Raw genomic sequence first — 15,850 nt, 5'->3', positions numbered from 1 at the left:
CAGGCCCCGCCCCGGCACCTCTGTGCCAGAAGCTGCGCCGCCACCGGTTATTATTCCACTCCGACTTCCGCGCCTTCCAGGTTCAGGCTCAATCTGTCACCCGACACCTCGTCTTCGTCGTCCAGTTCCTTCATCTCGATCTCCTGTTCGTCTCCGCTCAGGATCTTAACATCCATGCCGAGCGACTGAAGTTCCTTGATAAGAACCTTAAACGATTCCGGAACGCCCGGCTCCGGCACGTTTTCGCCTTTGACAATCGATTCGTACGTCTTCACCCGGCCGACCACGTCGTCGGATTTGACGGTAAGAATCTCTTGCAGCGTATACGCCGCGCCATAGGCTTCCAGCGCCCACACTTCCATCTCCCCGAAGCGCTGGCCGCCGAATTGGGCTTTACCGCCCAGCGGCTGTTGCGTAACGAGGGAGTACGGACCCGTAGAACGGGCGTGGATTTTGTCGTCGACCATGTGCGCCAGCTTGATCATGTGCATGACGCCGACGGTTACTTCACGCTCGAAGCGTTCGCCCGTACGTCCGTCATAAAGCACCGTCTTACCGTTACGCTGCATGCCGGCTTCTTCCATCGTATCGAATACGTCGAACTCGCGTGCGCCGTCAAATACCGGTGTGGCCACATGGATGCCAAGACGCATCGCGGCCATGCCGATATGGACTTCCAGCACCTGTCCGATGTTCATCCGGGAAGGTACGCCCAGCGGGTTCAGTACAACTTGAACCGGCGTGCCATCCGGCAGGAACGGCATATCTTCTTCAGGCAAAATACGGGCTACGACACCTTTGTTACCATGGCGTCCGGCCATTTTGTCGCCTTCGGAGATCTTACGTTTCTGCGCGATGTAGACGCGGACCAGCTGGTTCACGCCCGGCGGCAGCTCGTCGCCGTTCTCGCGGGTAAATACCTTGACGTCCACGATGATGCCGTCGCTTCCGTGCGGAACGCGCAGCGAGGTGTCGCGGACTTCGCGTGCTTTCTCGCCGAAGATCGCATGCAGAAGGCGTTCTTCCGCTGTAAGCTCCGTCACGCCTTTAGGCGTTACTTTGCCGACAAGGATATCGCCTGCGCTGATTTCGGCACCGATACGGATAATACCGCGCTCGTCGAGATTGCGGAGCGCTTCTTCGCCGACGTTCGGAATATCGCGGGTGATTTCTTCCGGTCCCAGCTTCGTGTCGCGGGCTTCGGATTCGTACTCCTCGATATGGATTGAAGTGTAGACGTCCTCTTTCACCAGCTTCTCGCTAAGCAGGATCGCATCCTCGTAGTTGTAGCCTTCCCATGTCATGAACGCCACGACTACGTTGCGGCCCAGTGCCAATTCGCCCATTTCCGTGGACGGACCGTCGGCCAAAATATCGCCTTTCTTGACGATATCGCCCCGCTTGGCGATCGGACGCTGGTTAATGCAGGTGCCTTGGTTCGAACGCATGAATTTGTGTAATTTATACTTAACTATATCGCCTTTAACTTCCTTGCCTTCGACGGTTTCGACGCGGCGCAGCCAAATTTCATTGGCGGACGAACGCTCGATAATTCCGTCGTACTTGGAAACAATACATACGCCGGAGTCTTTGGCAGACTTATGTTCCATCCCCGTGCCGACCAGCGGCGCTTTCGGGATCAAGAGCGGAACGGCCTGACGCTGCATGTTCGATCCCATCAGGGCGCGGTTGGAGTCATCGTTCTCAAGGAACGGAATGAGCGCCGTAGCGACCGATACGACCTGTTTAGGCGATACGTCCATATAGTCTACGCGATCGCTAGGCATCGTTGTGATGTTGTCGGAAAGCTTGTTATAGCGGACGATAACCATTTCCTCTTTAAATCCGCCTTCTTCGTCCAACTCAACGTTCGCCTGTGCGATAACATAGTTATCTTCTTCATCGGCGGTCAGATAGTCGATTTGCTCCGTGACTTTGCCCGTCTTCGGATCCACCCAGCGGTACGGGGCTTCAATAAAGCCGTATTCGTTGATGCGCGCAAAAGTCGACAGGGAGTTGATCAGACCGATGTTCGGTCCCTCCGGCGTCTCGATTGGACACATCCGGCCGTAGTGACTGTGATGGACGTCGCGGACCTCAAAGCCCGCACGTTCCCGGGTCAAACCGCCGGGTCCCAGTGCGGACAGACGGCGTTTGTGCGTCAGCTCCGCCAGCGGGTTCGTCTGGTCCATAAACTGCGACAGCTGGGAGCTTCCGAAGAACTCCTTAATCGAAGCGATAACCGGACGAATGTTGATCAGGGCCTGCGGCGTAATCGCGTTAGCATCCTGGATCGACATTCTTTCGCGGACCACCCGTTCCATCCGGGACAGACCGATACGGAACTGGTTCTGCAGCAGTTCGCCGACAGAACGCAGACGGCGGTTACCCAAGTGGTCGATATCGTCCGTGTTGCCGATGCCGTGCAGCAGGTTGATGAAGTAGCTGATCGAAGAAATGATATCGGCCTGCGTGATATGCTTGACCGATTTGTCGATGTTGCCGTTGGCGATCAGCTTGATGACCTTGCCGTCTTCGATCGGCGAGAATACATCGATCGTCTGCAGCGGAATATCGGTGCTGTCAAGCACGCCGCCGCTAACATGATACGTCTTCGCAGCTAGGCCGTTTTCGAAGTAAGGCAGCAGCTCGTCAAGCAGACGGCGGTCAACCATCTGACCTGCTTCAGCCAAAATTTCTCCCGTCGATTCGTCCACCACCGGCTGAGCCAGGCGCTGGTTAAAGAGACGGTTTTTGATGTGCAGCTTTTTGTTGATTTTGTAACGGCCCACATTGGCCAAGTCGTAACGCTTTGGATCGAAGAAACGCGCTACAAGCAAGCTTTTGGCATTGTCCAGCGTAGGCGGCTCGCCCGGACGCAGACGCTCGTAAATCTCGATCAGCGCCTTCTCCGTCGAATCCGTATTGTCTTTGTCCAGCGTATTGCGAATATATTCGTCATTGCCAAGCAGGTCCAGGATTTCGGCATCCGTGCCGAAACCAAGCGCCCGGAGCAGAACGGTGACCGGAATTTTACGTGTGCGGTCGATCCGGACATACATGATGTCCTTGGCGTCCGTCTCCAGCTCCAGCCATGCGCCGCGGTTCGGGATCACTGTGGCGGTGTAGGTTTTTTTGCCGTTTTTATCCACTTTTGTGCTGAAATAGACGCTAGGAGAGCGAACCAACTGGCTGACAATTACCCGTTCCGCACCGTTAATAATAAAAGTGCCGGTCTCCGTCATCAGCGGGAAATCCCCCATGAACACTTCCTGTTCCTTGACCTCGCCGGTCTCCTTGTTGATGAGCCGCACCTTAACCCGGAGCGGTGCCGCGTACGTTACGTCGCGTTCTTTGGCGTCGTCAACCGTATATTTCGGCTCACCCAGGCTGTAGTCAATGAACTCCAGCACCAAATTGCCCGTGAAATCCTGGATCGGCGAGATGTCCTGGAACATTTCACGCAATCCTTCCTCCAAAAACCAGTCATACGATTTTTGTTGGATCTCAATCAGGTTCGGGACTTCGAGTACCTCGTTAATTCTCGCATAGCTTCGCCGAGTGCGTCGACCATACTGAACAAGATGTCCTGCCAACTTTACTCACCCCTCATGTCTACTCACTTAAAAATTGATTGCGAACCCCTGTTTGGACCCGTATAATGGAACCATAAACAACGGATTCTTCCACAAATAAAGAAAAGCCCTTATCGAAATCTTTCGAAAAAAGAGCGCACTTATCCATGGCGAAGACCCCATACCAGTAGATTTGCCCAAAACGTACATATTATACGTCAACCCGCCGCGATTTATACCCGATTGAACGGCAAACGGCGAAAAGCAGGCGCCCGGGCAGCCTCACAGCTTAACCCAGAGATAACATATAACTTGACATTTCAGCCAACTAAAGACATGAAGCCTATCTTAATACTGACATTTTATAATAATACCACTACACTACTCCTGTGTCAACAACGGTTTGTGAATTTATTCATTGAACCGTTTTTTATTTCTCTGCCCGGAAGATTCGATACCCTTTGTCCTTACCGATTTCCTCCACCTTCGCGAACAAGCTTTCCAGTTTGCTCATGGCAGACGGCGCGCCCTGCTTCTTCTGAATAACCACCCACAGGCTTCCGCCTTCCCGGAGATGCTCATATGCCTGTTCAAAAATAGCGTGCACCACCGCTTTGCCTGCCCGGATCGGCGGATTCGTCAGCACCACGTCAAAGGTCTGCCCCGCCACCGCCTGCAGCACATCGCTTTCCATCACGGTCACGTTGGATATGCCGTTGCTGCGGGCATTTTCACGGGCCAGTTCAACCGCCCTCTGGTTGATATCAACCATCGTCACATGACCCGCCGGGGCCAGTACGGCCGCCGTCAGCCCAATCGGGCCATATCCGCACCCCACATCAAGCACGGAAGCTCCTTCGGGAATCTCCATGGCTTCAATCAGCACTTTACTTCCATAATCCACATCGCCTTTAGAGAAAACGCCGGCGTCGCTGACCAGCCGGAATTTCTTGCCCCGGAGTGTCGTTTCAATTACACGGCGATCATGTTTGGTCTCCGGCTGGCGGGAATAATAATGCTGCGGCATACTCCCTCCCCTTTCTCTTACGCTATCATTCATCCCCTCAGAGCGCTTCCGCTATACCCCGCGAGGTCTGAATTTAAAAGCAAACCCCTTGAACGGGTTCAAGGGGTTTGCTGAAATTCAAGGTAAGGCAAAGTGAGAAACGAATTACTTCACTTCTACAGTTGCGCCTGCTTCTTCGAGTTTTGCTTTCAGAGCGTCTGCATCTTCTTTGCTTACTTTTTCTTTGATCGGTTTCGGAGCGTTGTCTACGAGGTCTTTTGCTTCTTTCAGGCCCAGACCCGTGATTTCGCGAACGATCTTGATTACGTTGATTTTGGAACCGCCAGCGTTAGCCAGGATTACGTCGAATTCAGTTTGCTCAGCTTCTGCTGCAGCAGCGCCGCCGCCTACAACAGCTACCGGAGCAGCTGCAGTTACGCCGAACTCTTCTTCAATTGCTTTAACCAGGTCGTTCAGTTCCAGTACGGACATGCCTTTGATGGCTTCCAGGATTTGCTCTTTACTCATGATTAAACCTCCATTTATATTCATAGTTTTGGGTTTGTCTTACATTAGGACACAGCGAAGTTCAAAGGCTTACGCGCTTTGTTCTTCTTTCTCGGCCACAGCTTTAACCGCAAGCGCGAAGTTGCGCACCGGTGCTTGCAGCACGCTGAGCAGCATGGACAGCAAACCTTCGCGGGAAGGAAGCTCAGCCAGCGCTTTCAGTTGGTCCGCGTCTACGACACGGCCTTCTACTACGCCGCCTTTCAACTTCAGAGCATCATTCTTCTTGGCGAATTCGTTCAAGATCTTGGCAGGCGCCACAGCATCTTCCGTACTGAACGCGATTGCTGTAGGACCAGTCAGGACTTCGTCCAGTTCGGTCAGCTCAGCAGCCGCAGTCGCACGGCGGAGCAGGGTGTTCTTCAGAACTTGAAAATCGATGCCAGCTTCGCGAAGCTGCTTACGCAGTTCGGTTACTTGAGCAACGTTCAGACCGCGGTAGTCTGCAACAACAGTGGTTACGCTGTTCTGCAGTTTGCCGGTTACAACGTCAACCGCTTCCTGTTTCGCTTGAATCACTTTTGCATTTGCCAATGTATACACCTCCTGGGAATTTATATGACGGCAGTCGCCTTCTTGCATCGGGCCTACCTACACGGGCATTAGAAAAGCCTCCGCAGATTTGCGAAGGCTGGATAAACAGAAAGGGGCGTAAGGACTTACGCCCTCTACCATTTCTATCACAACACCTCGGTAGGAAATTAAGCCTTACGGCACCTACTGTCTACGGTAAGCATATTCGAATTAAGGAATGATCACCTTAAATACTCACAACTGTTATAGAATATCAGAATTGACTCTAAGAGTCAACAATAATTTATCTGTAAGCAGCTGTGTTCACACGAGCGCTCGGGCCCATTGTGGAAGATACGGAGATGCCTTTAAGGTATACACCTTTGGCAGCAGCCGGTTTCGCACGGTTCAGAGCGTCGATGAGGGATTTGAGGTTATCGTTCAGTTTGTCGGCGTCAAAGGACACTTTGCCGATTGGCGCGTGAATTTGACCCGCTTTATCGAGACGGTATTCGATTTTACCAGCCTTGATTTCTTGAACGGCTTTGGTAACGTCGAACGTAACGGTTCCGGCTTTCGGGTTAGGCATAAGGCCTTTACCACCAAGCAGACGGCCCAGTTTACCGACTTCGCTCATCATGTCAGGTGTAGCTACGCAGACATCAAACTCGAACCAACCTTGTTGGATCTTGTTGATCATGTCCTGATCGCCTACATAGTCCGCTCCGGCAGCTTCCGCTTCCTTCGCTTTTTCACCTTTTGCAAATACAAGTACGCGCTTTGTTTTGCCTGTGCCGTGAGGCAGGACAACAACGCCGCGAACGGCTTGGTCTTGTTTACGAGGGTCTACGCCCAAACGAACGGCAACTTCGACAGTTTCGTCGAATTTGGCGGTCGATGCCTTTTTGACAAGCTCAACGGCTTCCATAGGCTCGTAAGTCGCTTCGCTGTCAAACAGCTTAGCGGCTTCTTGGTACTTCTTACCGTGTTTAGCCATGTGTGTTCCTCCTTTGTGGTATTAGCGGAAATTCCTCCCACGTATACGCGGTCATGAAAGACCGCAAAGCGCAAAGACTCGATTAGTCTTCGATCGTGATGCCCATGCTGCGGGCAGTACCTTCAACCATACGCATAGCCGCTTCCACGTCTGCTGCATTCAGGTCAGGCATTTTTTGCTCAGCGATTTCACGCACTGCTGCGCGGTTCAGCTTAGCAACTTTCTTTTTGTTCGGTTCACCGGATCCTTTTTCTACTTTCGCAGCGATGCGGAGCAGAACGGCAGCCGGAGGAGTTTTGGTGATGAACGTAAAGGAACGGTCTTCGAACACCGTAATTTCAACCGGGATGATCAGGCCAGCCTGGTCGGCGGTACGAGCGTTGAATTCCTTACAGAATGCCATGATGTTGACACCTGCTTGACCGAGCGCCGGACCAACCGGAGGCGCAGGGTTCGCTTTCCCCGCAGGAATCTGCAGTTTCACCATTTTAATAACTTTTTTAGCCATGAGTGACACCTCCTTGCATCAGTAGTGGTATTCGGACCTTACAGTCCTCCCACAAGAAACCCAGACAACCTTATATTTTCTCCACCTGAGTGAAATCCAACTCCAGCGGGGTTTCCCGTCCAAACATGTTGACGTGAACCTTGATCTTGCTCTTGTCAGCCAAAATCTCTTCAACGGAGCCCACAAAATTCGCAAAAGGACCAACTTTGATGCGCACGGACTCCTTAATGTCGAAATCAATCTGCGGTTTCGGCTCGGCGATCCCCATATGCTTCAGAATCTGGTCAACCTCTTCCGGAAGCAGAGCTGTGGGTTTGGAACCTGAACCAGTAGATCCGACAAATCCCGTAACGCCCGGCGTGTTGCGAACCACATACCAGGAATCGTCAGTCTGGATCATTTCGACCAAAACGTATCCGGGGTAAACTTTACGCATGACGGTTTTCTTCTTGCCATCCTTGTTTACCAGTTCTTCTTCCATTGGAACAAGAACACGGAAAATTTTGTCCTCCATGCCCATGGACTCAACGCGTTTTTCCAAATTGGCTTTGACCTTGTTCTCATACCCTGAATAGGTATGAACGACATACCATCTTTTTTCCATATCAAGCCACCTGGGACCTCTCTAAATAATCCATTCGATCACAGCGGAAATACCGATGTCCAGAACCCAGAAGTAGAGCGTCATTACCACGATTGTACCCAGTACAATCAGAGAGTAGTTCTTGAGCTCTTTGCGACTAGGCCAGCGAACTTTCTTAAGCTCGCTCCAGCTCTCAGAGAAATAGGAAAACAAAGACTTGAAACTGCGTTTCACGCCGACTACACCTCCAAAAAACTATCTCGTTTCGCGATGAGGAGTTTGCTCGTTACAGAACTTGCAAAATTTCTTCATCTCCATGCGGTCGGGGTGATTACGCTTGTTTTTGGTTGTCGCATAATTTCTTTGTTTGCAGTTTGTACAAGCCAAAGTAATAATTACCCGCATGATGTGCACCTCCCGGATACGTCATTCCGATCACCATCAGAAGACGTAATTATTGATCCTAAAGAAAGCCGCGAATTTGGGCCTACCTAAAACACTTTAGCATAACGCGGCAATCGATGTCAACGATAGTTTTTCTTATTCTTGCGCCATTGTCCCCGCCTGCCAGTGCGTTCCACGCTGTCGCCTTTGCCTGTTTCCTTTATTATCCCGAGATTCCGCCGTTCATCCTGTAAGTATAGGAAATTTACGCTGTGATTAAACGTTTTGACCTTCATCTTCTTCTTGCGGAACAAACTAAAAAAGACTCGGTTGCCGAGCCTTTCCTTGTATTATAGCATTAATTGTCACGCACTTCCAGATATCGTTCCAGCTTGCGTTTCACCCGCTGCAGGGCGTTGTCGATCGATTTGACATGACGTTTCAGATCTTCTGCAATTTCCTGATATGATCTGCCGTCCAAATACAGCATCAGCACCTTGCGTTCCAGATCGCTCAATATCTCCGCCATCTTGTCTTCCAGCCCGACAAACTCTTCCTGGTTGATAATCAGTTCTTCCGGATCAAGCACCTGAGAGCCGCAGATCACATCCATCAGCGTTCGATCCGAATCCTCATCGTAAATAGGCTTGTCCAGCGAGACGTAAGAGTTAAGCGGAATATGCTTCTGGCGGGTTGCCGTCTTGATTGCGGTAATAATCTGCCGCGTGATGCACAGCTCCGCAAACGCTTTAAACGAGGACAGCTTGTCGCCCTTGAAATCCCGAATCGCTTTGTATAAACCAATCATGCCTTCTTGAACAATGTCTTCCCGGTCCGCCCCGATCAAAAAATAAGAGCGTGCCTTCGCGCGTACGAAATTGCGATACTTGTTGATCAGATGCTCCAGAGCGACGCTGTCGCCCGCACGGAAAGCCTCAACGATGTCTTCATCGCTTATGAAATCATACTCGGACAGCATTATTTCCTTGAGGTCGACACTCACTCTGAATCCCCCCGGCTGCAACGCAAGACGCACCGTCACTTCGCGAAATATACGAACAGTATATATTATGTTACCTTTCATCGTCAACAGCGTGCTGCCCAAAAAAAATCATGAATAACAGAAAATCCCAATATTGTGCTTTTCTATTCACAAACGCCCATGCATTTGCTCCTTCAAAAAAGGAACTTTACGTTATGCCGCACCACCAAGCCCTAACAGGCAATGCCGCCGCTGGTGGCTGTTGATCCCAAGCTGGTTAAGGTTGTTTCCTACTGCCTCCGCCACTTCTCCAGCCGGCTCAAAATATCCGGCGGCAGCTTGCCTTCAATCGAATTGCGCGTGCCGCCCGGCTGGCGGTTCTCGATCTGCTTCTGCACTTCCCGCTCTGTCTCTTCGACTTCGATCCGCAGCTCTCTGGCAGACACCCGCAAAGCACCCTGCGCAAAAATCACGTGCTGCTCCACAAAATCGCTGGTCGCCACGTAAATTTGCCGCCGCCGGTGACTGAGCTCCCCGACCAGGCGTTCGATGCATTCATCCGCCGTCTCCTTCTCCTTGGTGAAGCAGACCTGGACCCTGCCCTGCTCGAACGAACGGCCGAGCCCCGGCACCCGGTAAGCGTCAAACACCGCAATTACCCGGCGGCCGCGGTATGCCTGATAATCTGCGAGCGCGTCCAGCAGCCGGTCCCGGGCATCCTGCATGCTCTTCCGGGACAGCTCTGCCAGTTCCGGCCATCCGCCGATCATGTTGTACCCGTCCACCAGCAGAACGTCCCGCCAATCGGACATGACCTAGACTTGCGGGCGACGGCGCCGCAATACCTCATACATCACGACTCCGGCCGCCACGGAAGCATTCAGCGAGTTGATCCGGCCGATCATCGGGAGCTTCAGCAGCACATCGCATTTTTCACGGATCAGCCGGCCCATGCCTTTACTTTCATTGCCGATAACAACAGCCACCGGTCCGGTAAAAATATCAGAGCTGTACAAATCCTGCACCGCTTCCACGTCGGTGCCGACCACCCAGATGCCCAGCTCCTTCAGCTGATCGATGGTCTGCCCCAGGTTGGTGACCCGCGCGACCGGGACGTATTCGACCGCTCCGGCGGATGTCTTCGAGACCGTAGCAGTGATTTGGGCCGAACGCCGTTTTGGCACAATTACGCCGTGCACACCGGTGCAGTCCGCCGTCCGCAAAATCGAACCCAGGTTATGCGGGTCCTCGATCTCGTCCAGCAAAATCAGAAACGGCGCTTCTCCTTTGTCTTCCGCCGCTTTCAGCAGATCGTCCACTTCTGCATAAGCATAAGGCGCGGCTTGGGCGACGACGCCCTGATGCTGCACGCCCGGCGCAAGCTGGTCCAGCTTACGCTTGTCCACATGCTGTACGACAATGCCGGCCTTGCGCGCTTCGGCGATAATCGGAGCGGTCAGATGTTTTTGCGCCGTTTCGGCGATCCAGATTTTGTTCAGCGTCCGTCCGGCGCGCAGCGCTTCGGTCACGGAGTGCTTCCCGGCCAGTATTTCTTCCTCCATCGTAATTCCTCCCGTACTCTATAATCAGGATAATCAGGGACGCTTGTCCATGTGTTCGATACCTTTATGCACCAGTTCCTGTATTCTGTCCGTTCGCCCGGAATAATAAAGATGCCCGATCAGCGTCTCAAACGCCGTCGCGTGCCGGTACTCCAGCACGTCGGCGTTCTTCGGCACGGTGCCGGATTTTGCGTTCCGGCCTTGGCGGACAACCTCCCGTTCTTCCTCCGTCAGCCCGGGCTCGAGATAGGCTAGAATCCGGCTCTGCGCCTTGGCGGACACCAAACCTGTCGACGAACGGTGCAGATGGTTTGGCCGCAGATTGGGCAGCGACACCAGATACTGCCGGACCGCTACTTCGTACACCGCATCGCCTACGTAAGCCAGCACAATCGGAGGAATCAGGCGGACCGGTTTGGACGGCGGGTAAGGAAACCATCCGGTTGGCGCGTTCCCGCTCAGCAGGTCCCCGGCCAGTGCATTCCTGCCCAGCCCTTCTTCCCGCTGTCCCGCCGCCGCATCCGGCGAGGACAATGGCCGCCCGTGTTCCTCCGGAGGCCGCGTGCCGCCCCCGCTCATTTGCGCCGCCACCGCATGCCCTGCGGCGTATCCTCCAGCACGATGCCCATATTCGACAGCTGGTCGCGAATTTCGTCGGCACGCGCCCAATTTTTGGCCTTGCGCGCTTCCGCCCGCTCTTCGATCAGACGGTCGATTTCTTCGCCCGGCACTTCCTCTTCGGCTTCGGGAACGAGGCGCAGCACGGCGTTCATCTCGCCGAAAATCTCCAGCGCGGCCGCAAGATCGGCCGCAGACGCGTCGGCGCTTGCCATCAGCTGATTGACCGCATTCACCCACTCGAAGACCGCCGTAATGGCATCCGGCGTGTTGAAATCATCCTGCATTTTATCATGGAACCGGGCCAATACAGCCTCTAGTTCGGACCGGAAGGACGTAGACTCCGCAGCCGCCGTTCCCGGCGCTCCGCCTGCCAGTTCAAGCCGGTGCTTCACATTGCCTGCCGCCAGGGCAATACGCTCCACGCTTTTGGCCGCTGCAGCCAGCGCTTCTTCGGAATAGTTCAGCGGATTGCGGTAATGGGTCGACAGCATGAAGTAGCGGATCGTACCCGGCTTGAAGCGTTCCCGGATATCTTTCACCTGCATGCCGTTGCCGAGCGATTTCGACATTTTTTCGTCCCCGATGTTAAGGAAGGCGTTATGCATCCAGTAGTTGGCCAAAGGTTTACCTGTAACCGCCTCGGATTGGGCACATTCGCATTCATGGTGAGGGAACTGGAGGTCTACCCCGCCGCCGTGAATGTCGATGGTGTCGCCAAGATATTCGCGCGCCATAGCCGAGCATTCGATATGCCAGCCCGGGCGGCCTTCGCCCCAAGGACTGGACCAGCTGATTTCTCCGGGCTTTGCCGCTTTCCAAAGGACAAAATCCTCCGGATGTTCCTTGCGCGGGTCAACCTCGATCCGGATGCCAAACTGCAGCTCTTCAAGGTTCTGCCGGGACAGCTTGCCGTAATCGGCAAACTTCGCCGTGCGGTAAAACACATCGCCGCCGTTCGCATACGCATAGCCTTTAGCTTCAAGCTTGGCAATAAAATCGATGATCAGATCCATGCTCTCGGTCACGCGGGGATTCGCGGTAGGACGCCCCACGCCGAGCCCTTCAAGATCATCGTAATAGGCTTGGATGAACAGGTCGGCCACCTCGGGTACCGCCAGGTTCATTTCCTCCGCCTTGCGGATCAGCTTATCGTCCACATCCGTGAAATTCACGACATAATCCACTTTGTTGCCCTGCTGCTCCAGATACGTGCGCACCACATCGAAAAAAATCACCGGACGCGCATTACCGATATGCATATACCCGTATACCGTCGGGCCGCATACGTACATTTTAACCCGTCCCGGCTCCTGCGGCTTAAAGCTTTCCTTACTCCTGCTAAGTGTATTGTAAATTTGAAGCGTCATGCTTCCAATCCTCCCTGTTCGCTTGGTTCCTAAATTTCATAATCCCCGACAAACACCTGCTCGCTTTCAAGCCGGCGCTGTTCCGCTTTGCGCTGGTCGCTGTCACCCAGCTTCTGCCGCAGCTCTTCGATTTCCTTTTGCAAAAAACGAAGCGAATCGACAAAGGGATCGGGCAGCTTCGTATGATCGAGCCGGTCGGAGACCCGTTCGCCGTTGCGTTTCACCACTCTGCCCGGGTTGCCGACCACGGTACAGTTCGGCGGCACCTCGCGGAGAACGACCGCATTGGACCCGATATTTGAATTATCCCCAATCCGGAACGATCCGAGAACCTTGGCACCCGAACCGATAACCACATTATTGCCGACCGTCGGATGCCGTTTCCCCTTCTCTTTACCCGTGCCGCCGAGCGTAACCCCCTGGTAGATGATCACATCGTCCCCGATTTCGCAGGTTTCGCCGATAACGACCCCCATCCCATGGTCGATAAACAGACGCTGGCCGATGACCGCCCCCGGGTGAATCTCGATGCCGGTCATAAACCGGCTGACCTGGGAGACTATCCGCGCCATCGTAAACCACCGCCGTTTATAGAGCCGGTGAGCGATCCGGTGGCTCCAGATCGCATGCAGGCCGGCATACGTAAAGATGACCTCGAACCGGCTGCGGGCCGCGGGATCGTTATCCAGCACCGCCTGAATATCCGATTTGATTTGGCTGAGCATGCCCGCTCCCCCTTCGCTTCTTCTCTATGGCAAGACCACTCTGGCACAAGACCACTCCGGCAACGAAAAAAACGCCCCTGCAGCTTCAAGCTGCAGAGACGTTCGAACGCGGTTCCACTCTGCTTGGATGTCCCGTGACACAGCAGCCGCTTGTTACGGCTTTCTGCGGGCATCCCCCTCTGGCGTCGGTAACGGCGACGTTCCGGCACGGCCTAACAGGACTCCCGCATCGAAGGGTCATCCGGCTCAACCGTGCAGCTCCACAGGCGCATCTTCTGCGGCGGACGAACGAATAACTTCCAGCCCGGAAGGGAAACCCTTCTTCGGTTATTCTCTCTGATAGTTGTCCGGACCGCATACTTCTCCTGGTCACAGCTATTGCATTATTTCTATATCTTAGCGAAAAGAGCTCGGCCTGGCAAGACAATTCGCCGCCTGCCCGTCCGTTTTACGCGCCTTTGATCTGGGCCTTCAGCCGGTCGAGGACACGGCTTTTGCCGAGCAGCTCGATCGTGGCGTTCAGGTCGCGGCCGTGCATCTGGCCGGTTAGGGCAACGCGGATCGGCATAAACAGCTGTTTGCCCTTGAAGCCGGTTTCCTTCTGCACTTCCTTGATCAGCGCGCCGATCCGGGCTGCCGTAAAGTCTTCTTCGCTCTTCAGCTTGTGCAGGAAAGCAGACAGGACTTCCGAAACCTGCGGTTCCGCCAAAATCTGCGCACTCTCCGTATCCAGCTCCAGATGCGTCCGGAAAAATAACTCGGACAGCTCCACGATATCGGAAGCGGCGGTCATCTGTTCCTGGTAAAGCGCCGTCAGCTTCTCCGCCCACGCCTGCTGCTCCTCCGTTAATTCCGAAGGAAGCCGGCCCGCTTTCTGCAGATGCGGGATGGCCAGGCGCGCGATCCGGCCGGGATCGGCGTTTTTCGTGTAGTGGTTGTTCAAATGTGCCAGCTTATGGGTATCGAACACAGCCGGACTCTTGGACAGCCGGTCCGCGGTGAAAATCGAGATCAGCTCTTCTTTGGAGAAAATCTCTTCTTCGCCTTCCGGCGACCATCCCAGCAGGGCGATGAAATTGAACATCGCTTCCGGCAGATAACCAAGCTGGTCGTATTGCTCGATGAACTGGATCACCGACTCATCTCGTTTGCTGAGCTTCTTGTGGTTCTCGCCAACAATCAGCGTCATATGGCCGAACTTAGGCGGCTCCCAGCCCAGCGCTTCGTAGATCATCAACTGGCGCGGCGTGTTCGAGATATGGTCTTCCCCGCGCAGCACGTGCGAAATTTTCATCAAATGGTCGTCCACCGCTACGGCAAAATTGTAAGTCGGAATGCCGTCTCTCTTGACGATAACGAAGTCGCCCATCTCATGGGTAGTGAAAGAAATCGGCCCTTTGACCATGTCGTCAAACGTATAAGTACGGTCCTCCGGCACGCGGAAACGGATGCTGGGCACCCGGCCCTCCTGCTCAAACGCGATCCGCTGTTCTTCGGTCAAATTGCGGTGTTTGCCGGAGTAACGCGTTGTTTCGCCGCGGGCAAGCTGCTCCTCGCGCTCCGCTTCCAGCTCTTCTTCGGTGCAGTAGCAGCGGTAAGCCAGACCCCGGTCGATCAGCTCCTGCCAGTATATTTTATAAATATCAAGACGCTCCGTTTGACGGTATGGGCCATATTCTCCGCCTACATCAATGCTTTCGTCCCAATCGATACCAAGCCATTTCAAGTATTTAAGCTGGCTTTCTTCGCCGCCCGCAATATTGCGCTTCACATCCGTGTCTTCAATCCGGATAATGAATTTGCCGCCGTGATTCCGGGCAAACAGATAGTTGAACAACGCCGTTCTGGCGTTGCCGATATGCAGATGTCCCGTAGGGCTTGGCGCGTAACGCACCCGGACTTCATCCGCCATGGTATTCCCTCCGTTTCAATAATCGAATCTTGTCGGATCCAATGTTGTTAACCATCTAATGATCATAGCATATCGCCGATTAGGCATACAATAGCTTGTGCCGCGATGCCTTCGCCGCGTCCGGTGAAGCCAAGCTGTTCCGTTGTGGTAGCTTTTACGTTCACCTGGGTTGGTTCAGCCTTTAGGGAGCCTGCAATCGTCTCTACCATCTGCGGGATGTACGGAGCCATTTTCGGCCGCTGGGCAATAATGGTACAGTCCAGATTGCCGAGCCGGTAGCCGCGTTCCGCCGCCATCTCCCACACCCGGTCCAGCAGCTTCAGGCTGTCCGCGTCCTTGAACGCAGGGTCGGTGTCGGGAAAATGCCGGCCAATATCGCCGAGTCCCAACGCGCCTAAAATGGCGTCGCTCACTGCATGCAGCAGCACGTCCGCATCCGAGTGGCCCAGCAGCCCTTTTTCATAGGGAAGGGTAACACCTCCGATAATGCAGGGCCTCCCTTCCACCAGCTGATGCACATCAAATCCTTGTCCTACCGCGATCTTCAC

Annotated in this window: 17 protein-coding genes and 1 other annotated feature; all 17 genes read right to left on the bottom strand. The window is 54.0% G+C overall.

Annotated features, from left to right (window positions below):
• Nucleotides 1–50 precede the first annotated feature (50 nt).
• A complete protein-coding gene (gene rpoB / locus ACE6ED_RS23830) occupies nt 51–3,596 on the bottom strand; it encodes a DNA-directed RNA polymerase subunit beta (protein WP_410829932.1) in 3,546 nt (1,181 codons plus the stop codon).
• A 409-nt stretch (nt 3,597–4,005) separates the two neighbouring features.
• Nucleotides 4,006–4,602, bottom strand: coding sequence for a class I SAM-dependent methyltransferase (locus ACE6ED_RS23825; RefSeq protein WP_410829931.1), 597 nt, complete (start codon nt 4,600–4,602; stop codon nt 4,006–4,008).
• Between the two features lie 144 nt (nt 4,603–4,746).
• On the bottom strand, nt 4,747–5,109 hold the full coding sequence (gene rplL, locus ACE6ED_RS23820; RefSeq protein ID WP_410829930.1) for a 50S ribosomal protein L7/L12: 363 nt from the start codon (nt 5,107–5,109) through the stop codon (nt 4,747–4,749).
• A 69-nt stretch (nt 5,110–5,178) separates the two neighbouring features.
• Nucleotides 5,179–5,682 (bottom strand): 50S ribosomal protein L10, encoded by a 504-nt coding sequence (gene rplJ, locus ACE6ED_RS23815; RefSeq protein ID WP_410829929.1) that lies wholly within the window; start codon nt 5,680–5,682, stop codon nt 5,179–5,181.
• Between the two features lie 61 nt (nt 5,683–5,743).
• Nucleotides 5,744–5,896 (bottom strand) — a sequence feature (ribosomal protein L10 leader region).
• 69 nt (nt 5,897–5,965) lie between these two features.
• Nucleotides 5,966–6,658, bottom strand: coding sequence for a 50S ribosomal protein L1 (gene rplA, locus ACE6ED_RS23810; protein ID WP_410829928.1), 693 nt, complete (start codon nt 6,656–6,658; stop codon nt 5,966–5,968).
• An 82-nt stretch (nt 6,659–6,740) separates the two neighbouring features.
• Nucleotides 6,741–7,166 carry a 50S ribosomal protein L11 gene (gene rplK / locus ACE6ED_RS23805; RefSeq protein ID WP_410829927.1) on the bottom strand — a complete coding sequence of 142 codons (426 nt, stop codon included), beginning with the start codon at nt 7,164–7,166 and terminating at the stop codon, nt 6,741–6,743.
• Nucleotides 7,167–7,236: 70 nt separating this feature from the next.
• Nucleotides 7,237–7,770, bottom strand: coding sequence for a transcription termination/antitermination protein NusG (gene nusG / locus ACE6ED_RS23800; RefSeq protein WP_410829926.1), 534 nt, complete (start codon nt 7,768–7,770; stop codon nt 7,237–7,239).
• A 21-nt stretch (nt 7,771–7,791) separates the two neighbouring features.
• Complete coding sequence (secE, locus tag ACE6ED_RS23795) at nt 7,792–7,983, bottom strand: preprotein translocase subunit SecE (RefSeq protein WP_410829925.1); 192 nt, start codon at nt 7,981–7,983, stop codon at nt 7,792–7,794.
• A gap of 21 nt (nt 7,984–8,004) precedes the next feature.
• Entirely contained in the window at nt 8,005–8,154 is a 150-nt protein-coding gene (gene rpmG / locus ACE6ED_RS23790) for a 50S ribosomal protein L33 (RefSeq protein ID WP_410829924.1), read from the bottom strand.
• Between the two features lie 337 nt (nt 8,155–8,491).
• On the bottom strand, nt 8,492–9,136 hold the full coding sequence (sigH, locus tag ACE6ED_RS23785; protein ID WP_410829923.1) for an RNA polymerase sporulation sigma factor SigH: 645 nt from the start codon (nt 9,134–9,136) through the stop codon (nt 8,492–8,494).
• 269 nt (nt 9,137–9,405) lie between these two features.
• Nucleotides 9,406–9,927, bottom strand: coding sequence for an NYN domain-containing protein (locus tag ACE6ED_RS23780; protein WP_410829922.1), 522 nt, complete (start codon nt 9,925–9,927; stop codon nt 9,406–9,408).
• A 3-nt stretch (nt 9,928–9,930) separates the two neighbouring features.
• The gene (rlmB, locus tag ACE6ED_RS23775) at nt 9,931–10,677 is read right to left on the bottom strand and encodes a 23S rRNA (guanosine(2251)-2'-O)-methyltransferase RlmB (RefSeq protein ID WP_410829921.1); all 747 of its coding nucleotides are present in this window, start codon (nt 10,675–10,677) and stop codon (nt 9,931–9,933) included.
• A gap of 33 nt (nt 10,678–10,710) precedes the next feature.
• Complete coding sequence (locus ACE6ED_RS23770) at nt 10,711–11,256, bottom strand: Mini-ribonuclease 3 (protein ID WP_410829920.1); 546 nt, start codon at nt 11,254–11,256, stop codon at nt 10,711–10,713.
• On the bottom strand, nt 11,253–12,665 hold the full coding sequence (gene cysS, locus ACE6ED_RS23765) for a cysteine--tRNA ligase (protein ID WP_410829919.1): 1,413 nt from the start codon (nt 12,663–12,665) through the stop codon (nt 11,253–11,255). Before cysS ends, ACE6ED_RS23770 begins: the two co-directional genes overlap by 4 nt.
• Nucleotides 12,666–12,694: 29 nt before the next feature.
• Entirely contained in the window at nt 12,695–13,390 is a 696-nt protein-coding gene (cysE, locus tag ACE6ED_RS23760; RefSeq protein ID WP_410829918.1) for a serine O-acetyltransferase, read from the bottom strand.
• 448 nt (nt 13,391–13,838) lie between these two features.
• Nucleotides 13,839–15,302: a glutamate--tRNA ligase gene (gltX, locus tag ACE6ED_RS23755; protein ID WP_410829917.1), complete on the bottom strand. Its 1,464-nt coding sequence runs from the start codon at nt 15,300–15,302 to the stop codon at nt 13,839–13,841.
• A gap of 62 nt (nt 15,303–15,364) precedes the next feature.
• Nucleotides 15,365–15,850: a 2-C-methyl-D-erythritol 2,4-cyclodiphosphate synthase gene (gene ispF, locus ACE6ED_RS23750; RefSeq protein WP_410829916.1), complete on the bottom strand. Its 486-nt coding sequence runs from the start codon at nt 15,848–15,850 to the stop codon at nt 15,365–15,367.

Origin of the sequence: Paenibacillus nanchangensis, from assembly GCF_046543445.1 — a bacterium.
Taxonomy (GTDB): domain Bacteria; phylum Bacillota; class Bacilli; order Paenibacillales; family Paenibacillaceae; genus Paenibacillus_AQ; species Paenibacillus_AQ nanchangensis.
This window is presented reverse-complemented; position numbering and strand designations above follow the sequence as displayed.